20 protein-coding genes are annotated in these 19,519 nt (G+C 65.7%); 11 read left to right on the top strand and 9 right to left on the bottom strand.

Annotated features, from left to right (window positions below):
* The first annotated feature begins 4 nt into the window (after window positions 1-4).
* From GQY20_RS19190 to GQY20_RS19170, 5 genes are all read left to right on the top strand, one after another.
* The gene (locus GQY20_RS19190) at window positions 5-892 is read left to right on the top strand and encodes a F0F1 ATP synthase subunit gamma (RefSeq protein ID WP_157218757.1); all 888 of its coding nucleotides are present in this window, start codon (window positions 5-7) and stop codon (window positions 890-892) included.
* Window positions 893-982: 90 nt separating this feature from the next.
* Window positions 983-2,434: a F0F1 ATP synthase subunit beta gene (gene atpD, locus GQY20_RS19185; RefSeq protein WP_157218756.1), complete on the top strand. Its 1,452-nt coding sequence runs from the start codon at window positions 983-985 to the stop codon at window positions 2,432-2,434.
* Between the two features lie 51 nt (window positions 2,435-2,485).
* Window positions 2,486-2,746: an ATP synthase F1 subunit epsilon gene (locus GQY20_RS19180; RefSeq protein ID WP_157218755.1), complete on the top strand. Its 261-nt coding sequence runs from the start codon at window positions 2,486-2,488 to the stop codon at window positions 2,744-2,746.
* Window positions 2,747-2,942: 196 nt separating this feature from the next.
* Window positions 2,943-4,469, top strand: a complete 1,527-nt coding sequence (locus tag GQY20_RS19175; protein ID WP_157218754.1) for a CpaF family protein — start codon at window positions 2,943-2,945, stop codon at window positions 4,467-4,469.
* A 106-nt stretch (window positions 4,470-4,575) separates the two neighbouring features.
* Entirely contained in the window at window positions 4,576-5,388 is an 813-nt protein-coding gene (locus GQY20_RS19170) for a class I SAM-dependent methyltransferase (protein ID WP_232476155.1), read from the top strand.
* Between the two features lie 30 nt (window positions 5,389-5,418).
* On the opposite strand, the gene phaR is transcribed toward GQY20_RS19170, so the two are convergent.
* Window positions 5,419-5,967, bottom strand: coding sequence for a polyhydroxyalkanoate synthesis repressor PhaR (gene phaR, locus GQY20_RS19165; protein ID WP_157219002.1), 549 nt, complete (start codon window positions 5,965-5,967; stop codon window positions 5,419-5,421).
* A gap of 128 nt (window positions 5,968-6,095) precedes the next feature.
* Between phaR and GQY20_RS19160 the strand changes: the two genes are divergently transcribed.
* Window positions 6,096-7,046 carry an alpha/beta fold hydrolase gene (locus GQY20_RS19160; protein WP_232476154.1) on the top strand — a complete coding sequence of 317 codons (951 nt, stop codon included), beginning with the start codon at window positions 6,096-6,098 and terminating at the stop codon, window positions 7,044-7,046.
* A gap of 43 nt (window positions 7,047-7,089) precedes the next feature.
* Window positions 7,090-8,265 carry an acetyl-CoA C-acetyltransferase gene (locus GQY20_RS19155; protein ID WP_157218752.1) on the top strand — a complete coding sequence of 392 codons (1,176 nt, stop codon included), beginning with the start codon at window positions 7,090-7,092 and terminating at the stop codon, window positions 8,263-8,265.
* Window positions 8,266-8,302: 37 nt separating this feature from the next.
* Here GQY20_RS19155 and GQY20_RS19150 read toward each other — a convergent pair whose 3' ends face one another.
* From GQY20_RS19150 to GQY20_RS19130, 5 genes are all read right to left on the bottom strand, one after another.
* Window positions 8,303-9,061 carry an ABC transporter ATP-binding protein gene (locus GQY20_RS19150; RefSeq protein WP_157218751.1) on the bottom strand — a complete coding sequence of 253 codons (759 nt, stop codon included), beginning with the start codon at window positions 9,059-9,061 and terminating at the stop codon, window positions 8,303-8,305.
* Window positions 9,058-9,852 carry an MlaE family ABC transporter permease gene (locus GQY20_RS19145; protein WP_157218750.1) on the bottom strand — a complete coding sequence of 265 codons (795 nt, stop codon included), beginning with the start codon at window positions 9,850-9,852 and terminating at the stop codon, window positions 9,058-9,060. The genes GQY20_RS19150 and GQY20_RS19145 overlap by 4 nt, the downstream gene beginning before the upstream one ends.
* Window positions 9,849-10,895, bottom strand: a complete 1,047-nt coding sequence (alr, locus tag GQY20_RS19140; protein WP_157218749.1) for an alanine racemase — start codon at window positions 10,893-10,895, stop codon at window positions 9,849-9,851. Before alr ends, GQY20_RS19145 begins: the two co-directional genes overlap by 4 nt.
* Window positions 10,896-10,977: 82 nt before the next feature.
* Window positions 10,978-12,573, bottom strand: a complete 1,596-nt coding sequence (locus GQY20_RS19135) for an MFS transporter (RefSeq protein ID WP_157218748.1) — start codon at window positions 12,571-12,573, stop codon at window positions 10,978-10,980.
* 75 nt (window positions 12,574-12,648) lie between these two features.
* Window positions 12,649-13,023 (bottom strand): GFA family protein, encoded by a 375-nt coding sequence (locus GQY20_RS19130; protein WP_157218747.1) that lies wholly within the window; start codon window positions 13,021-13,023, stop codon window positions 12,649-12,651.
* A gap of 161 nt (window positions 13,024-13,184) precedes the next feature.
* Here GQY20_RS19130 and GQY20_RS19125 point away from each other — a divergent pair, with 161 nt between their 5' ends.
* Together GQY20_RS19125 and GQY20_RS19120 are read left to right on the top strand one after the other, a co-directional pair.
* On the top strand, window positions 13,185-13,463 hold the full coding sequence (locus GQY20_RS19125; RefSeq protein ID WP_232476153.1) for a GIY-YIG nuclease family protein: 279 nt from the start codon (window positions 13,185-13,187) through the stop codon (window positions 13,461-13,463).
* A 73-nt stretch (window positions 13,464-13,536) separates the two neighbouring features.
* Window positions 13,537-14,052: a phosphoribosyltransferase gene (locus GQY20_RS19120; RefSeq protein ID WP_157218746.1), complete on the top strand. Its 516-nt coding sequence runs from the start codon at window positions 13,537-13,539 to the stop codon at window positions 14,050-14,052.
* A gap of 27 nt (window positions 14,053-14,079) precedes the next feature.
* Here GQY20_RS19120 and glmS read toward each other — a convergent pair whose 3' ends face one another.
* Window positions 14,080-15,903, bottom strand: a complete 1,824-nt coding sequence (glmS, locus tag GQY20_RS19115) for a glutamine--fructose-6-phosphate transaminase (isomerizing) (protein WP_157218745.1) — start codon at window positions 15,901-15,903, stop codon at window positions 14,080-14,082.
* 97 nt (window positions 15,904-16,000) lie between these two features.
* Window positions 16,001-16,207 carry a TOBE domain-containing protein gene (locus GQY20_RS19110; RefSeq protein WP_157219001.1) on the bottom strand — a complete coding sequence of 69 codons (207 nt, stop codon included), beginning with the start codon at window positions 16,205-16,207 and terminating at the stop codon, window positions 16,001-16,003.
* A gap of 103 nt (window positions 16,208-16,310) precedes the next feature.
* On the opposite strand from GQY20_RS19110, the gene GQY20_RS19105 reads away from it, so the two are divergent.
* Window positions 16,311-17,267: an SDR family NAD(P)-dependent oxidoreductase gene (locus tag GQY20_RS19105; protein ID WP_157219000.1), complete on the top strand. Its 957-nt coding sequence runs from the start codon at window positions 16,311-16,313 to the stop codon at window positions 17,265-17,267.
* A 156-nt stretch (window positions 17,268-17,423) separates the two neighbouring features.
* On the opposite strand, the gene glmU is transcribed toward GQY20_RS19105, so the two are convergent.
* Window positions 17,424-18,773: a bifunctional UDP-N-acetylglucosamine diphosphorylase/glucosamine-1-phosphate N-acetyltransferase GlmU gene (gene glmU / locus GQY20_RS19100; protein WP_157218744.1), complete on the bottom strand. Its 1,350-nt coding sequence runs from the start codon at window positions 18,771-18,773 to the stop codon at window positions 17,424-17,426.
* Window positions 18,774-18,838: 65 nt separating this feature from the next.
* Here glmU and GQY20_RS19095 point away from each other — a divergent pair, with 65 nt between their 5' ends.
* Complete coding sequence (locus GQY20_RS19095; protein ID WP_157218743.1) at window positions 18,839-19,504, top strand: HAD family hydrolase; 666 nt, start codon at window positions 18,839-18,841, stop codon at window positions 19,502-19,504.
* Window positions 19,505-19,519: the final 15 nt, after the last annotated feature.

Raw genomic sequence — 19,519 nt, 5'->3', positions numbered from 1 at the left:
ACGAGTGGCCAGCCTCAAAGCCCTCAAGGTTCGCATCACCTCGGTGAAGTCGACCCAGAAGATCACCAAGGCGATGAAGATGGTCGCCGCTGCCAAGCTGCGCCGTGCGCAGATGGCGGCCGAGGCCGGGCGGCCCTACGCCGAACGCCTCGCTGCCGTCATGGCCAGCCTCGCCTCCAAGGTCACGATCGGCCCGGAGAGCCCGAAGCTGCTTGCCGGCACGGGAAGCGACCGCAAGCACCTCTTGGTGGTCGCCACCTCCGAGCGCGGCCTTGCCGGCGCCTTCAACAGCAATATCGTGCGCGCGGCCCGCAAGACTGCCGACGCGCTGATCGCCGAGGGCAAGGAGGTCAGCTTCTACCTGATCGGCAAGAAGGGCCGCGCGGTCATCCAGCGCATCTATCCGGGCAAGATCGTCCACCAGGTCGATCAGAGCCACATCAAGAACGTCGCCTTCTCCGATGCGCATGAGGTCTCGGAAGACCTGATCCTGCGCTATCGCCGGGGCGAGTTCGACGTCGCGCATCTGTTCTTCGCAAAGTTCCAGTCCGCGCTGGTGCAGGAACCGACGGAAATCCAGCTCATCCCGGTTCCGCTGACGGCAACTCCGGCTGGCACGGCCGCGGCCGGCGCCTCCGCCGCGGTGGAATATGAGCCCGATGAGGAAGCGATCCTTGCCGAGCTGCTGCCGCGCAATATCGCCGTCCAGCTGTTCCGCGCGATGCTGGAGAATGCGGCATCCGAGCAGGGCAGCCGCATGACCGCGATGGACAACGCCACGCGCAATGCCGGCGAGATGATCAACAAGCTGACGATCCAGTACAACCGGACGCGTCAGGCCGCGATCACCACCGAACTCATCGAAATCATCGCTGGCGCGGAAGCGTTGTAGCGCCAAAATTCGCTGGCGCGGAAGCGCTGTAGCACCAACAGAAGCTGGCGCCGAAGCGCCTAACGGACCAGGCAGGCAAGGAAGAATAGCATGGCTACCGCAACCACCAACAATGTCGGCCGCATCAGCCAGGTCATCGGCGCCGTCGTCGACGTGACCTTCGAGGATCGCCTGCCGGCGATCCTCTCCGCGCTGGAGACGAAGAACGGCGAGAACCGCCTCGTCCTGGAAGTCGCCCAGCATCTCGGCGAGAACACCGTGCGCACGATCGCGATGGACTCGACCGAAGGCCTGCAGCGCGGCCAGGAAGTGACCGATACCGGCTCGCAGATCCGCGTGCCCGTCGGCCCGAAGACGCTCGGCCGCATCCTGAACGTGATCGGCGAGCCGATCGACGAGCGCGGCCCGGTCAATTCCGAATTCTCGGCCCCGATCCACGCCGAGGCCCCGCTGTTCATCGACCAGTCGACGGAAGCCAGCATCCTCGTCACCGGCATCAAGGTGATCGATCTCCTCGCCCCCTACGCCAAGGGCGGCAAGATCGGCCTGTTCGGCGGCGCCGGCGTCGGCAAGACCGTGCTGATCCAGGAGCTGATCAACAACATCGCCAAGGGCCATGGCGGCACCTCGGTGTTCGCCGGCGTCGGCGAGCGGACCCGCGAGGGCAACGATCTCTATCACGAGTTCCTCGACGCGGGCGTCATCGCCAAAGACGCCGACGGCAACCCGACGTCCGAGGGATCGAAGGTCGCGCTGGTGTTCGGCCAGATGAACGAGCCGCCGGGCGCCCGTGCCCGCGTCGCGCTCTCGGGCCTCACCATCGCGGAATATTTCCGCGACCAGGAAGGCCAGGACGTGCTCTTCTTCGTCGACAACATCTTCCGCTTCACCCAGGCGGGCTCGGAAGTGTCGGCGCTGCTCGGCCGTATTCCTTCGGCCGTGGGCTATCAGCCGACCCTGTCGACCGACATGGGCGCGCTGCAGGAGCGCATCACCTCGACCAACAAGGGCTCGATCACCTCGGTGCAGGCGATCTACGTGCCGGCGGACGACTTGACCGATCCGGCGCCGGCCACCTCCTTCGCCCATCTCGACGCGACGACCAACCTCAACCGCGCGATCTCGGAGCTCGGCATCTATCCGGCCGTCGACCCGCTCGACTCCACCAGCCGCATGCTGGAGCCGCGTATCGTCGGCCAGGAGCATTACGAGACTGCCCGCGCCGTCCAGGAGACGCTGCAGAAGTACAAGTCGCTGCAGGACATCATCGCCATCCTGGGCATGGACGAGCTTTCCGAAGAGGATAAGCTGACCGTGCAGCGCGCCCGCAAGATCCAGCGCTTCCTCAGCCAGCCGTTCCATGTCGCCGAGGTGTTCACCGGCATCCCCGGCAAGTTCGTCTCGATCGAGGATACGGTGAAGTCGTTCAAGGCGGTGGTCGAAGGTCAGTATGACCATCTGCCCGAGGCGGCCTTCTACATGGTCGGCGGCATCGACGAGGTCGTCGAAAAGGCGGCCAAGCTGGCGCAGGACGCAGCGTAACGAAGTATCTCCCTCTCCCGCCCGCGGGAGAGGGCAGCTGGAAGAGACGAAATGGCCCTGCACTTTGAACTCGTGACCCCGGAAAAGCTCCTCCGCTCGGAGGAGGTCTATATGGTCGTGGTCCCCGGCACCGAGGGCGATTTCGGCGTGCTGCAGGGCCATGCGCCCTTCATGTCCGTCGTTCGCACGGGCGAGCTGGCGATCTATTCGGGCCCTACCACCGTCTCGGCGCGGATCCGCGTCGAAGGCGGCTTCGCCGAAGTCAGCGAAAAGGGCCTGACCGTCCTGGCCGAAAGCGCCAGCGAGGCCTGAGCCGATAGCCTCTTCGCCCGATCCACGGGCTTCGCAAGGGCCGCGCCGATCATCGGTGCGGCCCTTCGCATGTCTGCCGCGGGGCCGGCTCCCGACGCCGAGGCCGCGTGTGGTTAGGATATTGTAAAACCTTTGCGAGCTATCCCTGCCACCGTGTCTACCGCCCACAGGTACGTGGGCGTTTTGGGGATCGTCGATGAGCGCATTCGGCAGGCGTGGCGGAATATCTGGGAACACGGCGCAGCGCCCCTCTTTCGGCGTTGCGAGGCCGATGAAGGGAGGCGCCGGCGGCCCCTCCCAGACCGGTGGAGAACAATTTCCCTCGATCGATTCGCTCCCCCTGCCCAGCGCTGCCATCGAGGAGGAGGCCGCTGCCCCGTCGCTTCACGGCGATGCGATGGCCCGGCTGGCCAGCCGCGAGGCCCAGTCGGGCGAGCGCGGCAGCCTCAAGGCGGAGGGTTTCGAAGCCTCGGTCCACAAGATCAAGGAGCAGGTGCTGCCACGCCTGCTGGAACGCGTCGATCCGGAAGCCGCGGCCACGCTCAACAAGGATGAGCTTGCCGAGGAATTCCGCCCGATCATCGGCGAGGTGCTGGCCGAACTGAAGATCAACCTCAACCGGCGCGAGCAATTCGCGCTCGAGAAGGTGCTCGTCGACGAACTGCTCGGCCTCGGACCGCTGGAAGAGCTGCTCAACGATCCGCTCGTCACCGACATCATGGTGAACGGCCCCGAGCAAACCTATGTGGAGCGCAAGGGCAAGCTGGAACTCGCGCCGATCAGCTTCCGGGACGAGGAGCATCTGTTCCAGATCGCGCAGCGCATCGTCTCGAAGGTCGGCCGCCGCATCGATCAGACCACCCCGCTTGCCGACGCCCGCCTGCTGGACGGATCGCGCGTCAACGTGATCGTCCCGCCGCTGTCGCTGCGCGGCACGGCCATCTCGATCCGCAAATTCTCCGCCAAACCGATCACGCTCGACATGATGGCACGCGGCGGATCGATGAACGAGAAGATGGCGACGGCGCTCAAGATCGCGGGCGCCAGCCGCTTCAACGTCGTCATCTCGGGCGGTACCGGCTCGGGCAAGACGACGATGCTCAATGCGCTGTCCAAGATGATCGATCCGGGTGAGCGGGTGATCACCATCGAGGATGCGGCCGAACTCCGCCTGCAGCAGCCGCACTGGCTGCCGCTCGAAACCCGTCCGGCCAATCTCGAAGGAAATGGCGCGATCACCATTCGCGATCTGGTCATCAACGCGCTGCGCATGCGGCCGGATCGCATCATCCTGGGCGAGATTCGCGGATCCGAATGCTTCGACATGCTGGCCGCGATGAACACCGGCCATGACGGCTCGATGTGCACGCTCCACTCCAACTCTCCACGCGAGGCGCTGGCCCGCATGGAGAATATGGTGATGATGTCGGACATCAAGGTGCCGAAAGAGGCGATCAGCCGTCAGATCGCCGATTCGGTCGATCTGATCGTGCAGGTGAAGCGCCTGCGTGACGGCTCGCGCCGGGTGACCAACATCACCGAGGTGATCGGCATGGAAGGCCCGGTGATCGTCACCCAGGAACTTTTCAAGTTCGAATATCTCGACGAGACGCCGGACGGAAAGATCATCGGCGAATATCGCTCGATGGGTCTGCGACCCTATACGCTGGAAAAGGCCCGCGCCTTCGGATTCGATCAGCCCTTCCTGGAAGCCTGTCTGTAGGATTCCCGCTTTCTTCAGCGGGCGGGAGAGGGGGAAAGGCTATTCCCTCTTGCCGCCCTGCCTCCGCCCAGCCACCTTCGGCGAAGGGACTGTATCGGAGAAGATCATGCAAAAGCGCGTCATTCTGCTGGCCGTCGCGGCCGCCCTAGCCTGTCCGTCCGTCGGCTTCGCCACTCCTGCCGAGGCCGCCGAAAAGGCATCGAACCCGATTGCCGCGGCAGTCGCCGACCACCGCCGCAGCGAGGCCAACCGTGCGCGCGATTCCTATCGCCACCCCATCCAGACGCTGGAATTCTTCGAAGTGCGGCCGAACCAGACGGTGCTCGAATATAATCCGGGCGGCGGCTGGTACACCGAGATCCTCGCGCCGCTGTTGAAGGCGGAAGGCCATTATATCGCCTATGGCTCGACGCGCGGCGAGGCGCCGACCAAGGCCATGCTCGCTGCCAAGACCGACTGGTTCGGCACCTCGCCGCGCTACATCGTCTTCGATCCAACGACGGGCAACTATCCGGAGCCCGGCACGGTCGATCGCGTGCTCACCTTCCGCAACGTGCACAATCTGCTGATGGCGGGCGACGCACAGGCCGCAGCCGCTTTCCGCGCATTCTACGCGGCACTGAAACCCGGCGGTATTCTCGGCATTGTCGATCATCGCCTCCCCGAAGAGGCGGACAACGCGCTGGAGCGCTCCAGTGGCTATATCAAGCGCTCGACGATCCTCCGGCTAGCCGAGGCCGCTGGCTTCAAGCTGGCCGGCGAATCGAACGTGAACGCCAATCCCAAGGATGATCACGACCATCCGAACGGCGTGTGGAGCCTGCCGCCCACCTATCAGGGGGGCGATACCGATCGTGCGAAATATCAGGCGATCGGCGAGAGCGACCGGCTCACCCTGAAATTCGTGAAGCCGAAATAACGAATTGATCCTCCCAGCGACCGGGAAAGATCACCCGCTCAGCTTGTCGATCTTGTCTTGCAGGCCGGCAAGCTGAGCCTTGAGTGCGGCGACTTCGTCGTCGCGCGTGCCGGTGGAGGCGGTGCCGGCTTCCTTCTTCGGCTTGAACGCGCTCGCCGCAGCCTCGAACATCTCCATGTTGCGTTTGGCGATCTCCGCGAAGGGACCGCCGGCAAAGGCGCCTTCCATCGCGCTGCGGAACTGCGCCTGATTACGGCGGAACGCGTCCATCGACGCTTCGAGATATTGCGGCACCATCGACTGCATCGAATCACCGTAGAGGGAGATCAGCTGGCGCAGGAAACTCACAGGCAGCATCGTCTGCCCGTGGCTTTCTTCTTCCATGATGATCTGGGTCAGCACGTTATGCGTGATATCCTCGTCGGTCTTTGCATCGACGACCTTGAAATCCCGCCCCTCGCGCGTCATCGCTGCGAGATGATCCAACGTGATGTAGCTTGAGCTTTCCGTATTATAGAGGCGGCGATTGGCGTATTTCTTTATAATGACCGTGCCCGAATTGTCCGTAGATTTCGCCATGGACGCGACCCCTAGCAACTGAAAACATGACGATAGCATCAACCAATGCCGCACCGCAACACGGACCGCGTCCATTGCCGTTGTTTCTCGCTTTGCTGCGTAGCGAGACTGCAACATCACCGGATCGGATGAAAAAGGCGCTTGCCGGATTGCGTGCTTATCAGGAGGCGGAACGCCGCCCTGCCCCGCCCGCCATGCCGATTGTTGCGCGTGCCGGACGCGCCATGCTGCGCGATTATGGCGGCTCCGGCCCATCTGTGCTGTTCGTCCCCTCGCTCATCAACCCACCATCGGTGCTCGATCTGGCGGAGGACAATTCGCTGCTGCGCCGGCTTGCTGCGGAGGGGCTGCGTCCGCTGCTGGTCGATTGGGGCGATCCCGATCCAGCCGAACGCGGCCTGAGCATAGCCGGCCATGTCGAAACCATGCTCCTGCCACTGATCGATGCAATCGGCGAACCGGTCTCGCTCGCCGGCTATTGCCTGGGCGGCACCATGGCGATGGCAGCCGCCGCGCTGCGGCCGCTGCGGTCGCTGGCGCTGATCGCCGCGCCGTGGCGCTTCGATGGTTTTCCGCAGACCGCGCGCGACGGCCTGTCGGACCTGTGGGATCAGGCCCATTCGTCCGCAGAAACGCTCGGCCTGTTGCCGATGGAGGTGCTCCAGGCGGCCTTCTGGCAGCTCGATCCCGCCAGGACGATCGGCAAATATGAGCGTTTCGGCACGCTCGATCCCGGCAGCGAGGGCGCCCGCGCCTTCGTCACACTCGAAGATTGGGCCAATGCCGGACCGCCGCTGACCTTCGCGGCCGCCCGCGAGCTGATCGACGACTGCTTCGTCGCCGATCTGCCCGGGCGCGGCCGATGGCGGGTCGGCGGCCGCGCGATCGATCCGGCCGCGATTGCCTGCCCCGTGCTGGACATCGTATCAACCACGGATCGCATCGTGCCCGCCGCCTCGGCCGCGGGCATCGGCGAAACGGTCACCCTCGCCCAGGGCCATGTCGGCATGATGGTAGGGGGCCGCGCCCGCGCCACACTGTGGCCGAAACTCTCCAGGTGGCTTTCGCAACCGCAATAAAGCCAGTACAGGCGCGGCAAAGAAGCAGGAGGAACAGGAACGCATGACCGGAGTCGTGATCACCGCCGCCAAGCGGACCCCCGTAGGCAGCTTCAACGGCGCCTTCGCCAACACACCGGCGCATGAGCTGGGCCGTATCGCCATCGTCGCCGCCCTCGAACAGGCCGGCGTCGCGCCGGGCGATGTGGACGAGGTGATCCTGGGCCAGATCCTTACCGCGGGGGCAGGCCAGAACCCTGCACGGCAGGCCGCGGTAAACGCCGGCATCCCGGTGGAAAAGACTGCGATCGGGATCAATCAGCTCTGCGGATCCGGCCTGCGCGCGGTTGCGCTGGCGGTCCAGGCCATCCAGACGGGCGACGCCAAGGTCGTCGTCGCGGGCGGCCAGGAAAGCATGTCGATGGCGCCCCACGCGCAGCATCTGCGCGGCGGCACCAAGATGGGTCCCGTCAGCCTCGTCGACACGATGATCCATGACGGCCTGACCGACGCGTTCAACAACTATCATATGGGCGTGACGGCGGAGAATCTGGCGGAGAAATATCAGGTCACCCGCGCCGAGCAGGATGCCTTCGCCGTCGCCAGCCAAAACAAGGCGTCGGCCGCGCGCGCGGCGGGCCGCTTCAAGGACGAGATCGTTCCGGTGACGATCGCCGGCCGCAAGGGCGACACGATCGTCGACGCCGATGAATATATCCGCGACGGCGCGACCATCGAGGCGATGCAGAAGCTGAAGCCGGCCTTCAAGAAGGACGGCAGCGTGACCGCGGCCAATGCGAGCGGCATCAACGACGGCGCCGCCGCGATCGTGGTCATGTCCGCCGACGAAGCGGCCAAGCGCGGGTCCAAGGTGCTCGCCCGCGTCGTCTCATGGGCGACCTGCGGCGTCGATCCGGCGATCATGGGCATCGGACCCGCCCCAGCCAGCCGCATGGCGCTGGAGAAGGCGGGCTGGAAACTTGCCGATGTCGACCTGATCGAGGCGAACGAGGCTTTCGCCGCGCAGGCGCTCTCGGTCGGCAAGGAGCTCGGTTGGGACGCGGACAAGGTGAACGTCAACGGCGGCGCGATCGCGATCGGCCATCCGGTCGGCGCGTCGGGCGCCCGCGTGCTCACCACGCTGCTGTACGAAATGGAGAAGCGGGACGCCAAGAAGGGCCTCGCCACGCTCTGCATCGGCGGCGGCATGGGCATCGCCATGTGTGTCGAGCGGGACTGAGCCTCTGAATTCCCCTCCCCACAAGGAGGGGATCTTCCTACCGTATCGGCCCGTCCGCGCGGCCCTGGACGAACTGGTCCACATAGGGATTGCCGGAGTCATAGAGCCGGTCGCGCGGGCCATGCCAGATGATCCGGCCTTCGTAGAGCATCGCCACGCGATGCGCGATCTTACGCGCCGAAGCCATGTCGTGGGTGATGGTCAGCGCCGTCACCCCCAGATCCTCGACCAGCGAGACGATCAGATCGTTGATCACGTCCGCGCGGATCGGATCGAGGCCCGTCGTGGGCTCGTCGAAAAAGATGATCTCCGGCCGCGGCGCGATGGCGCGGGCCAGCGCGACGCGCTTCTGCATGCCGCCCGAAAGCTCGCTGGGCCTGAGATTGAGAATCTTGCTGTCGAGCCCGACCCGCTCGAGATTCTCGGCCGCTACCTTGCGCATCCGCGCCGCATCGCGCGCCCGGCCCTGGGTGATGCCGAAGGTCACGTTGCGCCACACCGGCAGCGAATCGAACAGGGCGCCGCCCTGGAAGAGCATGCCGAACTTGGCGCGCTGCTTCTCCAATTCCCGACCGCCCATCCTGGTCACGTCCACGCCGTCGACGAGGATCTCCCCCCGATCCGGCTGCAGCAGGCCGAGAATGCATTTCAGCGTCACCGATTTGCCCGTGCCCGATCCGCCGATGATCGCCACCGATTCGCCGGAATGGATGGTGAGATTGACGCCCCTGAGCACCTCGTTCGTGCCGAATGCCTTGGCGACGTCGCGCATCTCGATCTTGGGGTCGCCGTTCATGTGAACACCATCACGGTGATCAGCAGGTCCGAAAGCAGGATCAGGATGAAGGTGGAAACCACCGCATCGGTGGTCGATCGGCCGACGCCGGCCGCGCCACCTTGGGTCGCATAGCCGTTGTAGCAACCGAGCAGTGCGATGAAGAAGCCGAATACCGCCGCCTTGACCAGTGACATGACGACATCGTCCATCTCCAGAAATTGGCGGGTCGTGTGGAGATAGTTGGAAGGATTGAAGCCGAGCTTGCCGATCGAGAGCATATAGCCGCCGAACAGGCCGATCGAATCGGCGATCAGCACCATCGCCGGAAGGGCGAGGACCGCGGCAAAGAGCCGCGGCGCGATCAGGTACCGGAACGGGTCGGTCCGCAACGTCTCCATGGCATCGAGCTGCTCAGTCACGCGCATCGTGCCGATTTCCGCCGCCATGGCCGAGGCGACGCGGCCGGCGACCATCAGGCCGACCAGCACGGGCCCCAGCTCGCGGACCATGCCGAAGGTGACGATCGCGGGCACCGTGGACTGCGCATTGAATCGCGAGCCGCCGGTATAGACTTGCTGGGCGAGCGCGGCACCGGTGAAGATCGCCGTCATGCCGACCACCGGCAGCGAGAACCAGCCGATACTGGCAAGCTGCTCCAGGAAACGACCGGGATAATAAGGCGGCGCGAGGCCGCGCGAGATGGTCCGCCAGGCGAAGATGGCGACGCGTCCGATCGCCGCGAACAGCCCGATGGGCACGCGTCCGATCGCGGCGAAGAATCCGAAAAGAGCAGCGATGAGACGCGTCATACCCATCGCCGCTGATAGCGGCGGCCTAGCAGGGTCAGCAACTCATATTGCGTGAGGCCTGAAAGGCGGGCCGTTTCGGAAAGGTTATAATCGATCTCGACCCAGTCGCCCTCCGCAACGTCCGGCATCGCGCTCACGTCCACGGCGGTGAGATCCATCGAGACGCGGCCAATCACGGGCAGCGGCACGCCGCCTGCCCGCGCCCGCCCGGTGCCGCCGGAAAAGATGCGGAGATAGCCGTCGGCATAGCCGATGTTGAGCACCGCGATTTCGGTCGCACGCTCCGCGACGAAGGTCGCACCATAGCCGACGCTGCCCCCCTGGGGCACGCGCCGGCGCTGCAGCACCTGCGCCTCGACGCGTACGACCTGCCGGATATGCCCGTCCGCTTCGGGACGCGGAATGCCGCCATAAAGGGCGATGCCCGGTCTGGTCAGCCCGAAGGCGTAGCGCGCGCCGAGGCAGACGCCCGCCGAATTCGCGAGGCTGTAGCGCGTGGCGGCTATGGCGCCCTTGAGGCCGCGGAAGGTGAAGAGCTGCGCCTCGTTCATCGCATGATCCTCGTCCGCGCAGGCGAGGTGGCTCATCAGCGTGCGGATCTCCAGCCCGTCGAGCAGCGCGGTACGGGTATCCTCCGGCGCGAGGCCGAGCCTGTTCATTCCCGTGTCGATCATCACGTCGCAAGGGCCGCCGCCCGCCGCCCGCCACCGCCTGACATCGCCGATGCTATTGAGCACGGGGCGGGCGCGGCTGCCCTGGGCGAAGGGGACATCCGCCTCCCGCACGCCGTGGAGCACCGACAGCGACAGCCCGTCCGGCCAATCCCCCAGCGCCGCCGCCTCGGCCCAGGTGGCGACGAAGAAATCACGGCACCCCGCGGCGGCAAGCCGCTCCACCACCTGCCGCGCGCCGAGACCATAGGCGTCTGCCTTGACCGCCGCGCCGCACGCGGCCCGCCCTCCGGCCTGGGCGAGCCAGCGCCAGTTTGCGACGAGCGCCTCTGTGTCGAGGGTCAGGCGGAGCGGAGCATCGGGCGAAATCACTGCGCAGGCGATAGCCGCCCCGGGCAGGCGAGGGCAAGCCGCGGCTTCTCCCTGATCCTCGGCTGCGACCAGAAGAGTATCTTTAATCCAGTTCCTTGCCCGCCGTCTCCGGTAGCCAGATCAGCGTCACTACGAACGCCATCGCGACGACACCGAACGTGTACCAGATGCCTGCAAAGGGATCGCCGGTCTTGGCCACGATATATTGGCTGATGAACGGCAGGAAGCCACCGAAATAGCCGGTTCCGATATGATAGGGCACCGACATGGAGGTGTAGCGAACCCGGGAGGGGAACAGCTCGACCAGCAGCGCCGCCGTCGGCCCGTAGGTCATGCCCGACAGGCAACCGATGCAGACGATCGCGAGCACCAGCACGATCGCGTGGCGGAAAGGCGGCGCGACCTTGTCCAGCCTGTAGCCGGCGCCTTTCAGCGCGGTATCGAGCGCCACCGGATCGAGCGCATCCACCGGAACGTTGCCGATCGTCACATGCGGCGCCGCGCCGGGCGCGCCGTCCACCTTGCGATAGCCGACGCCCTTCTTGGAGAGCGCGTCGAGCACCTTGCCGCATTCCGTCGCCTGCCCCTTGGTGGCGAAGGGATCATAGGCGCAGTTGCTGCCGGTCACGACGATGGGATTGCGCGCCATCGCCTCAGACAATTCGGGATTGGCCGCGCCAGCCATCCAGTGGAAGAGCGGAAACATCAGCGCCATGGTGAGCGCGTAGCCGATGAGGATCGGCTTCTTGCGCCCGACCTTGTCGCTCAGCCAGCCGAACAGGATGAACCAGAACAGGCTGAACACCGCGCCCGCGCCGATGATCAGCCGCGCCGACGTATCTTCGACGCGCAGCGCGTTCTGGAGGAAATAGAGCGCCTGGAACTGGGCGGTATACCAGATCACGGTCAGGCCGGAGGCGATGCCGAACAGCGCGACGAGGATCATCTTGATCTTTGGCCAGCTGTCGAAGCTTTCGCTCACGGGATTGCGCGCCGTTTCGCCCGCTTCCTTCATCGCCTTGAAGACCGGGCTCTCCTTGAGCTTCAGCCGGATCCAGAGCGAGATGGCGAGCAGCAGCAGCGAAAACAGGAAGGGCACGCGCCAGCCCCAGTCATGCTGCTGCTCCGGCGTCAGGAAAGCGTTGGAGGAGAGCACGACGATCAGGCTCAACAGGAAGCCGCCGATCACACCGGCCTGGATGAAGCTGGTATAGAAACCACGACGGTTGCGCGGCGCATGCTCGGCCACATAGATCGCCGCGCCGCCATATTCGCCCCCCAGCGCCAACCCCTGCAGCAGGCGGCAGATCACGAGCAGCACGGGCGCCAATATGCCGATCGCCGCGAAGGTCGGCAGCAGGCCGACCGCGGCGGTGGCGACGCCCATCAGCGCGATGGTGACGAGGAAGGTATATTTGCGACCGAGCTTGTCGCCGAGATAGCCGAACAGCAGCGCGCCCACGGGCCGCACGCCGAAGCCGGCCCCGAAAGTCGCGAGCGCTAGGAGAAAGCCCGCCGTTTCGCTCGCGGCCGGGAAGAACAGCTTGGCGATGACCGGCGCCAGCGTGCCATAGACGAAGAAGTCATACCATTCGAACACGGTGCCGAGCGTGGATGCGACGATCACCAGACGATCGCGCTTCACGTCGATCACATAATCCCCGCCCACACCGGCCATTCATCTCTCCCCCGCCCTTGCGGGCCGTTCTAAGGGTGAAATCGGCTGGTCCGCAAAGGATTTCCGCCGAGACGCCTATGAGCCGAGCGTGGCGCGCGCGGTATCCCAGTTCCGGCCATCGAAGGGCTCTATGCGCGGATCGAGGCCATGATCGTCGTCGACGCAGCGCCAGTTGATGCTGATCCCCTCGGGATGCGAACGCGGCCGATAGAAGCTCTTGATGCCGCATTGCGAACAGAAGATGTGCCGCGCCTGGCCGGAGCCGAACCGATAGGTGGAGGTCTCCCGCTGCCCTTCGATCAGGCGGAATTTGGTCTCCGGCACGATCAGATGGAGATAGCCGGTCATCCTGCATATCGAGCAGTTGCAATCGAGCAGCACGACATCCTCCGGCACGAAGGCCTCGAAGTGTACGAGGCCGCAATGGCATCCTCCGGTGATCTTCGGCATGACGGGTCCTTTCCGGTGCGCGCGGCGCGGCACATATCGCCGGCCTCGGCCGATGGCAAAGCCCCACTTCTTCCCGCTCGGAAAGCGTTGCCTCTGACCGCTCGGGCTGAGCTTGTCGAAGCCCTCCCTTCTTTTTTCTGCTAAACGCCTTTAATGGCATTTTGGACCTATATGCTGCACTGCGCGCCGACCGGAGCTTCTATGTCGGCCACACTGACAATCTCGACCTGCGTTTGGCCCAACATCATTCGGGCGGCTTGCGTGGTTACACATCCACCCGGTTGCCAGTCGTCCTGGTCTGGTCGGAGAATTTCCAGACTCGAGTCGAGGCGCTGGAGGCTGAAGAGCGCCTCAAGGGCTGGAGCAGAGCAAAGAAACTGGCCTCGATTCGTGCGGATTGGCCGCAAATCAGCGAATTGTCGCACGGACGAAAAGAATGAAGGGAGGGCTTCGACAAGCTCAGCCCGAACGGAGTTCCGTTCCATGAAAATAGACGTGCTCTGACGGAATGCCATGCCGACTCTCTTCCCCATCTCCCACGACGCCCTCGTCGCCGATATCCGCATCCTGGCCGAGCGGATCGCCGCCGATGGCTGGCGGCCCGACTATCTGGTGGGCATCGGCCGTGGCGGCCTCGCCCCCGCGGCCTATCTCAGCCACGCGACCGGCCATCCGCTGCTCTCCATCGATCACAGCACCAGGCTGGCAGCGTTCGGCGAGAAGCTGTTGGCGCGCATCGCCGCGATGAGCGCGGCGGGCAAGCGCATGCTGCTGGTCGACGACATCAACGATTCGGGCGGCACCATCGCCCATCTGCGCGGTGCCATCTCAGCGGCGGGCGGCGATCCGGCCAATTTGCGCGCCGCCGTGCTGATCACCAATGTCCGGTCGGACGCACGCGCCGATTATTGGGCCCGCAGCATCGATCGTGCCGAGGACAAGCGCTGGTTCGTCTTTCCCTGGGAAGCGATGGCGCCGCGCCAGACGGTGATCGAGGATGCGCTGGACGTGCCGGAACGGCTGGGCTGATCGCCCGTCCCGACCTTGCCGCCGCTCTCACTCCACCGTGACGGACTTGGCGAGATTGCGCGGCTGATCGACGTCGGTGCCCTTGGCCACCGCGACATGATAGGCGAGCAGCTGCACCGGGATCGCATAGACCAAGGGCGCGATCAGCGGATGCACCTTGGGCATGGTGATCGTCGCCATGCAGCCATCGCCGGCTGCCGAGATGCCGTCATAATCCGATATCAGCACCACCTTGCCGCCGCGCGCCTGCACCTCCTGCATGTTCGATACGGTCTTCTCGAACAACGGACCCGACGGCGCGATCACGATCACCGGCACATTCTCGTCGATCAGCGCGATCGGGCCATGCTTCATCTCGCCGGCAGCATAACCTTCGGCATGGATATAGCTGATTTCCTTGAGCTTCAGCGCGCCTTCCAGCGCCAGCGGATAATCCGGCCCGCGGCCGAGATAGAGCACGTCGCGCGCGGCCGCGATCTTCTGGGCCACGGTCTCGATCGCCTCGTCATAGGCGAGCGCCGCGTTGAGCGCCGCCGGTGCCTCGGCGAGGTGACGGACGACCGCCTTTTCCTCGGCGGGCGACAGCCGGCCCTTGGCATGGGCCAGATTGGCGGCGAGCGCCGCCAGCACCGCGAGCTGGCAAGTGAACGCCTTGGTGGAGGCGACGCCGATTTCGGGGCCGGCATGGGTCGGCAGCAGGAGATCCGCCTCGCGCGCCATCGAGCTGGTCGGCACGTTCACGACGACGGCGATCTTCTGCCCTTCCGAGCGGGCATGGCGCAGCGCGGCGAGCGTATCCGCCGTCTCGCCCGACTGCGAGATGAAGAGCGCCAGACCGCCCTCCTCCAACACCGGCGCGCGATAGCGAAATTCCGATGCGACATCGAGATCGACCGGCACGCGCGCGAACTGCTCGAACCAATATTTGGCGACCATGCCGGCATAGAAGCTGGTGCCGCAGGCGACGATCGTCACGCGGCGGATGGCACCGAGATCGAAGTCGGGAATCGGCAGCGAAACCTGGTCGTCCAGCCGACGCACATAGGATTTGAGCGTCTGGGCGACCACGATCGGCTGCTCGTAAATCTCTTTCTGCATGAAGTGGCGATGATTGCCCTTGTCGATGAGCGCACCAGTGACGCCCGACTGGGTAACCGGGCGGTCGACCGGATTATCCTCCCGATCGTAGATCTGCGTGCCCTCGCGGGTGATCACCACCCAGTCGCCTTCCTCGAGATAGGCGATATTCTGGGTCAGCGGCGCCAGCGCCAGCGCGTCGGAGCCGAGATAGGTCTCATTCTCGCCATAGCCGACGACCAGCGGCGAGCCCAGCCGCGCGCCGATCAGCATGCCCGGATGCTGGCGGAAGAGGATCGCCAGCGCGAAGGCTCCGTGCAGCCGCTTGAGCACGGTGCGCACCGCTTCGGCCGGAGCGACGCCCTGCTCGACCTGCTCGGAGATCAGATGCGCGACCACCTCGGTGTCGGTCTGGCTCTCGAATGTCCGGCCGCACGCGATCAACTCCTCGCGCAGAGGCTTGAAATTCTCGATGATGCCGTTGTGGACCAGCGCCACCTCGCCGGTGGCATGCGGATGGGCGTTGTCGGTGGTCGGCGCACCATGCGTCGCCCAGCGCGTGTGGGCGATGCCGATCTCGCCCGGCAGCGGCTCGGCGAACAGCTTCTTGGCGAGATTGTCGAGTTTGCCCTCGGCCCGCCGCCGATCGAGCACGCCATCGTGGATGGTGCATATGCCGGCGGAATCATAGCCGCGATATTCCAGCCGCCTCAGCCCGTTCAGCAGCCGCTCCGAAACCTCTTCAGCGCCCAAAATGCCGATGATGCCGCACATGCCCCGCAACTTCCTTCTGCTCCGGCCGCTCCGGCCGATCACGCGCCGCTGTGTAGCGGACGCGCCTTTCCTAAGTCTGAACTGCCTGCGACACGATCTATTTGCCGATCAGCACGTCGCTGGCCTTGATGAACACGGTCACGCCGTCGCCAACTGCAAGACCGAGATCGGCGATCGCTTCCTCCGTGATGCTGGAGGTGATCATGGTGCCGCCGCCGATATCCACCTTGATGGTTCCATTGACGGCGCCGGGTGTCACGGCGACCACGGTGCCCTGTATCTGATTGCGTGCGCTGATCTTCATCTGCATCCGCTCCCTTTCGCAATCCAGCCAGCTTAGCGGCCGCGCCGATTGACCTCCAGTGCGCCGGGGGTCACGCTCGCCGGAAGAGAGAGGGAGAAGGATGATGCCTACCCAGACCGGCGCCCCCGCCGTTGAGCCCGGCTTTCCGGAGGCCGTCACAGCCGAAACCATTGCCGCCGGCTATGATCTCAGCGGCAAGCGCGCCGTCGTCACCGGCGCCGCCAGCGGGCTTGGCCGCGAAACCGCCCGTGTCCTCGCCGCGCGGGGGGCCGAGGTGGTGCTCGCGGTGCGCGACGTCGCCGCAGGCGAGAAGGTCGCCGTGCGCATCCGCGAGGCGGGCGGCAAGGCGACGGTCGAGCAGCTGGATCTCGGCGATGCCACATCGGTCCGTGCTTTCGCCGACCGCGTCGGCCGGGCGCCGGTCCACCTGCTGATCGCCAATGCCGGTATCATGGCCTGTCCCGAAGGACGCACCGCGGACGGCCACGAGATGCAGTTCGGCACCAATCATGTCGGCCATTTCGCGCTGACGCTGCTCCTGCTGCCGGCACTCGAGCAGGCTGCGCCCTCCCGCGTCGTCGTCCTCTCCTCCGGCGGCCATGCGCTGGGCGACATCGATCTCGACGACGTCAATTTCGAACGGCGCGGCTATGATCCCTTCCTCGCCTATGGCCAGTCGAAGACCGCCAACATCCTGTTCGCGAGCGAGCTCGATCGCCGCTATGCCGATCGCGGCATTCGCGCCTTCTCGGTCAATCCCGGCGCGGTGGCGACGAGCCTCGGCCGCCATATGTCACCCACGGTGATCGCCGACCAGGGCTGGGACAAGATCGGCGAGATCCGCATGCAGACGCCCGGCGAAGGCGCCGCCACCCAGGTCTGGGCCGCGATCGGTCGCGAGCTGGAGGGCAAGGGCGGACTCTATCTGGAGGAATGCCACGAAGCGCCGGTTGCGGAGACCGACCAGCCGCTCCATGGCGTGCAGCCCCGTGCGCTGGATCCGGACCGGGCCAGGCGGCTGTGGGAGTGGTCGGAGAAGGCGACGGGCGTGCGGGGCTGACCTTCTCATCCTCCCCCGGAAGGGGAGGGGGACCGTCCGTAGGACGGTGGAGGGGCGCCCGCCCACGGCCGACGCATCGCTTGTTGTGGGCGGCGGCCCCTCCACCATTCGCTACGCGAACGGTCCCACTCCCCCTTTGGGGGAGGATGAAGAAGGTCAGCCCGCCTTTTTCTTCGCCACCATCATCGCGCGGAAACGCGCGGCCCAGCCCGGCTTCTCCTCCTGGCGACCGCGCGCCAGCGCCAGCGCGTCGGCGGCCACGTCGCGTGTCACCACCGATCCCGCGGCGACGATCGCGCCGTCGCCGATCACGACCGGAGCGACCAGCGCGCTGTTCGATCCGATGAAGGCGCCCTCGCCGATCTCGGTCTTGTATTTGAGGTAGCCGTCATAGTTGCAGGTGATCGTGCCCGCGCCGATGTTGGCGCCCGCGCCGACGCTGGCATCGCCGATATAGCTGAGGTGATTGGCCTTCGCGCCGACGCCCAGCCGCGCCTTCTTGATCTCGACGAAATTGCCGACCTTTGCCTTCTCGCCAATGTCCGCACCGGGACGCAGCCGCGCATAGGGGCCGATCTCCGCGCGGGGGGCGACCCTCGCGCCCTCGATATGGCTGAAAGCGTGGATGACGACATGGTCGCCGACCGCAGCGCCCGGGCCGAACCACACATTGGGCTCGATCGTCACATCGCGCCCCAGCACGGTGTCGTGGCTGAACCATACCGTCTCCGGCGCGATCAGCGTGGCGCCGTCAGCCATCGCCTGCGCGCGCCGCCGCCTCTGCCAGTCCGCCTCGACCTGGGCGAGCTCGCTGCGGCTGTTGACGCCCGCCACCTCCCACGCTTCCGCCTCGATCACCGCCGAGTTGCGGCCATCGGCCAGCGCCAGCATCACGATGTCCGGCAGATAATATTCGCTAGCGGCATTGTCGTTGCCGACCCGGGCGAGCAGTGCCCACAGGTCCGCCGCCTTCACCGCCATCAGCCCCGAATTGCACAGGGTGATCGCGCGCTCCTCCGGAGTCGCGTCCTTATATTCCACCATCTTGCGGATGACGCCGTCCACGGCCGCGATCCGGCCATAGGCCAGCGCGTCCGGCGGCCGGAAGCCGAGCACCACCACCGCGGGCCGATCGGCGGCATTCAGCCGCTCCAGCATGCGTGTCATCGTCGCGGCAGGCACCAGCGGCACGTCGCCATACAAGATCAGCACGTCGCCATCGAAGCCGGCCAGGCTGGCTTGCGCCTGCTGCACGGCGTGGCCGGTGCCGAGCTGCGGCTCCTGCACCACGATCTGCGCGCCGCCGCCGACGAAACGCTCCACCTGCTCGCGGCCGCTGCCGACCACGACGACCTTGGCCGCCGCGCCGATGCCGTCGACGCTGGCCAGCAGATGGCCGAGCATCGGCCGGCCGGCGATCGGATGGAGCACCTTGTGAAGATCGGACTTCATCCGTGTTCCCTTGCCCGCGGCAAGGATCACGGCGGCGATGGGCGATGTCGTCATGGCCGGGCTCCTTGCCACGGAACACTTGCCAATTCCATATCGTCCGCGGCAGGAGCGGCACCATCATGACCGCCTTCCCCTTCTCCGTCGTCGCCTTCGATCTCGACGGCACGCTCGCCGACACCGCCCCCGATCTCACCGCGGCGCTCAACCACAGCCTCACCGTGCTGGGCCGTGACACGGTATCCGAGGAGTCGGTGCGCCACATGGTCGGCCACGGCGCCAAGGCGCTGCTTCAAAAGGGGCTTGCTGCCACCGGCACGATGACGCCGGAACTGGTGGAGGAAGGCTTCCCGATCTTCCTCGATTATTACGAAGCGCATATCGCCGACCGCAGCCGCCCGTTCGAGGGGCTGGAACGGGCGCTGGACGAACTTTCAGGCATGGGCGTCAAGCTCGCCGTGTGCACCAACAAACTCGAATCGCTGAGCCGGCTGCTGATCGACGCGCTCGGCTGGCAGACCCGCTTCGACAGCCTGGTCGGCGGCGATACGCTGCCCGTGCGCAAGCCGGATCCCGCCCCCCTTTTCGAGGCGATCGCCCGTGCCGGCGGCGGCCGTGCGGCCTTCATCGGCGATTCGATCACCGACACGGACACGGCCCGCAACGCCGGCCTGCCGAGCGTCGCCGTGACCTTCGGCTTCTCCGATCGTCCGCACGACCAGCTCGGCGCCACCGCACTGATCGATCATTACGACGCGCTAATCCCCACGCTGCGGGCGCTGGGCTGAGGGCAGTTCGGAAGC

Source organism: Flavisphingomonas formosensis (assembly GCF_009755815.1).
Classification (GTDB): Bacteria; Pseudomonadota; Alphaproteobacteria; order Sphingomonadales; family Sphingomonadaceae; genus Flavisphingomonas; species Flavisphingomonas formosensis.
This window is presented reverse-complemented; position numbering and strand designations above follow the sequence as displayed.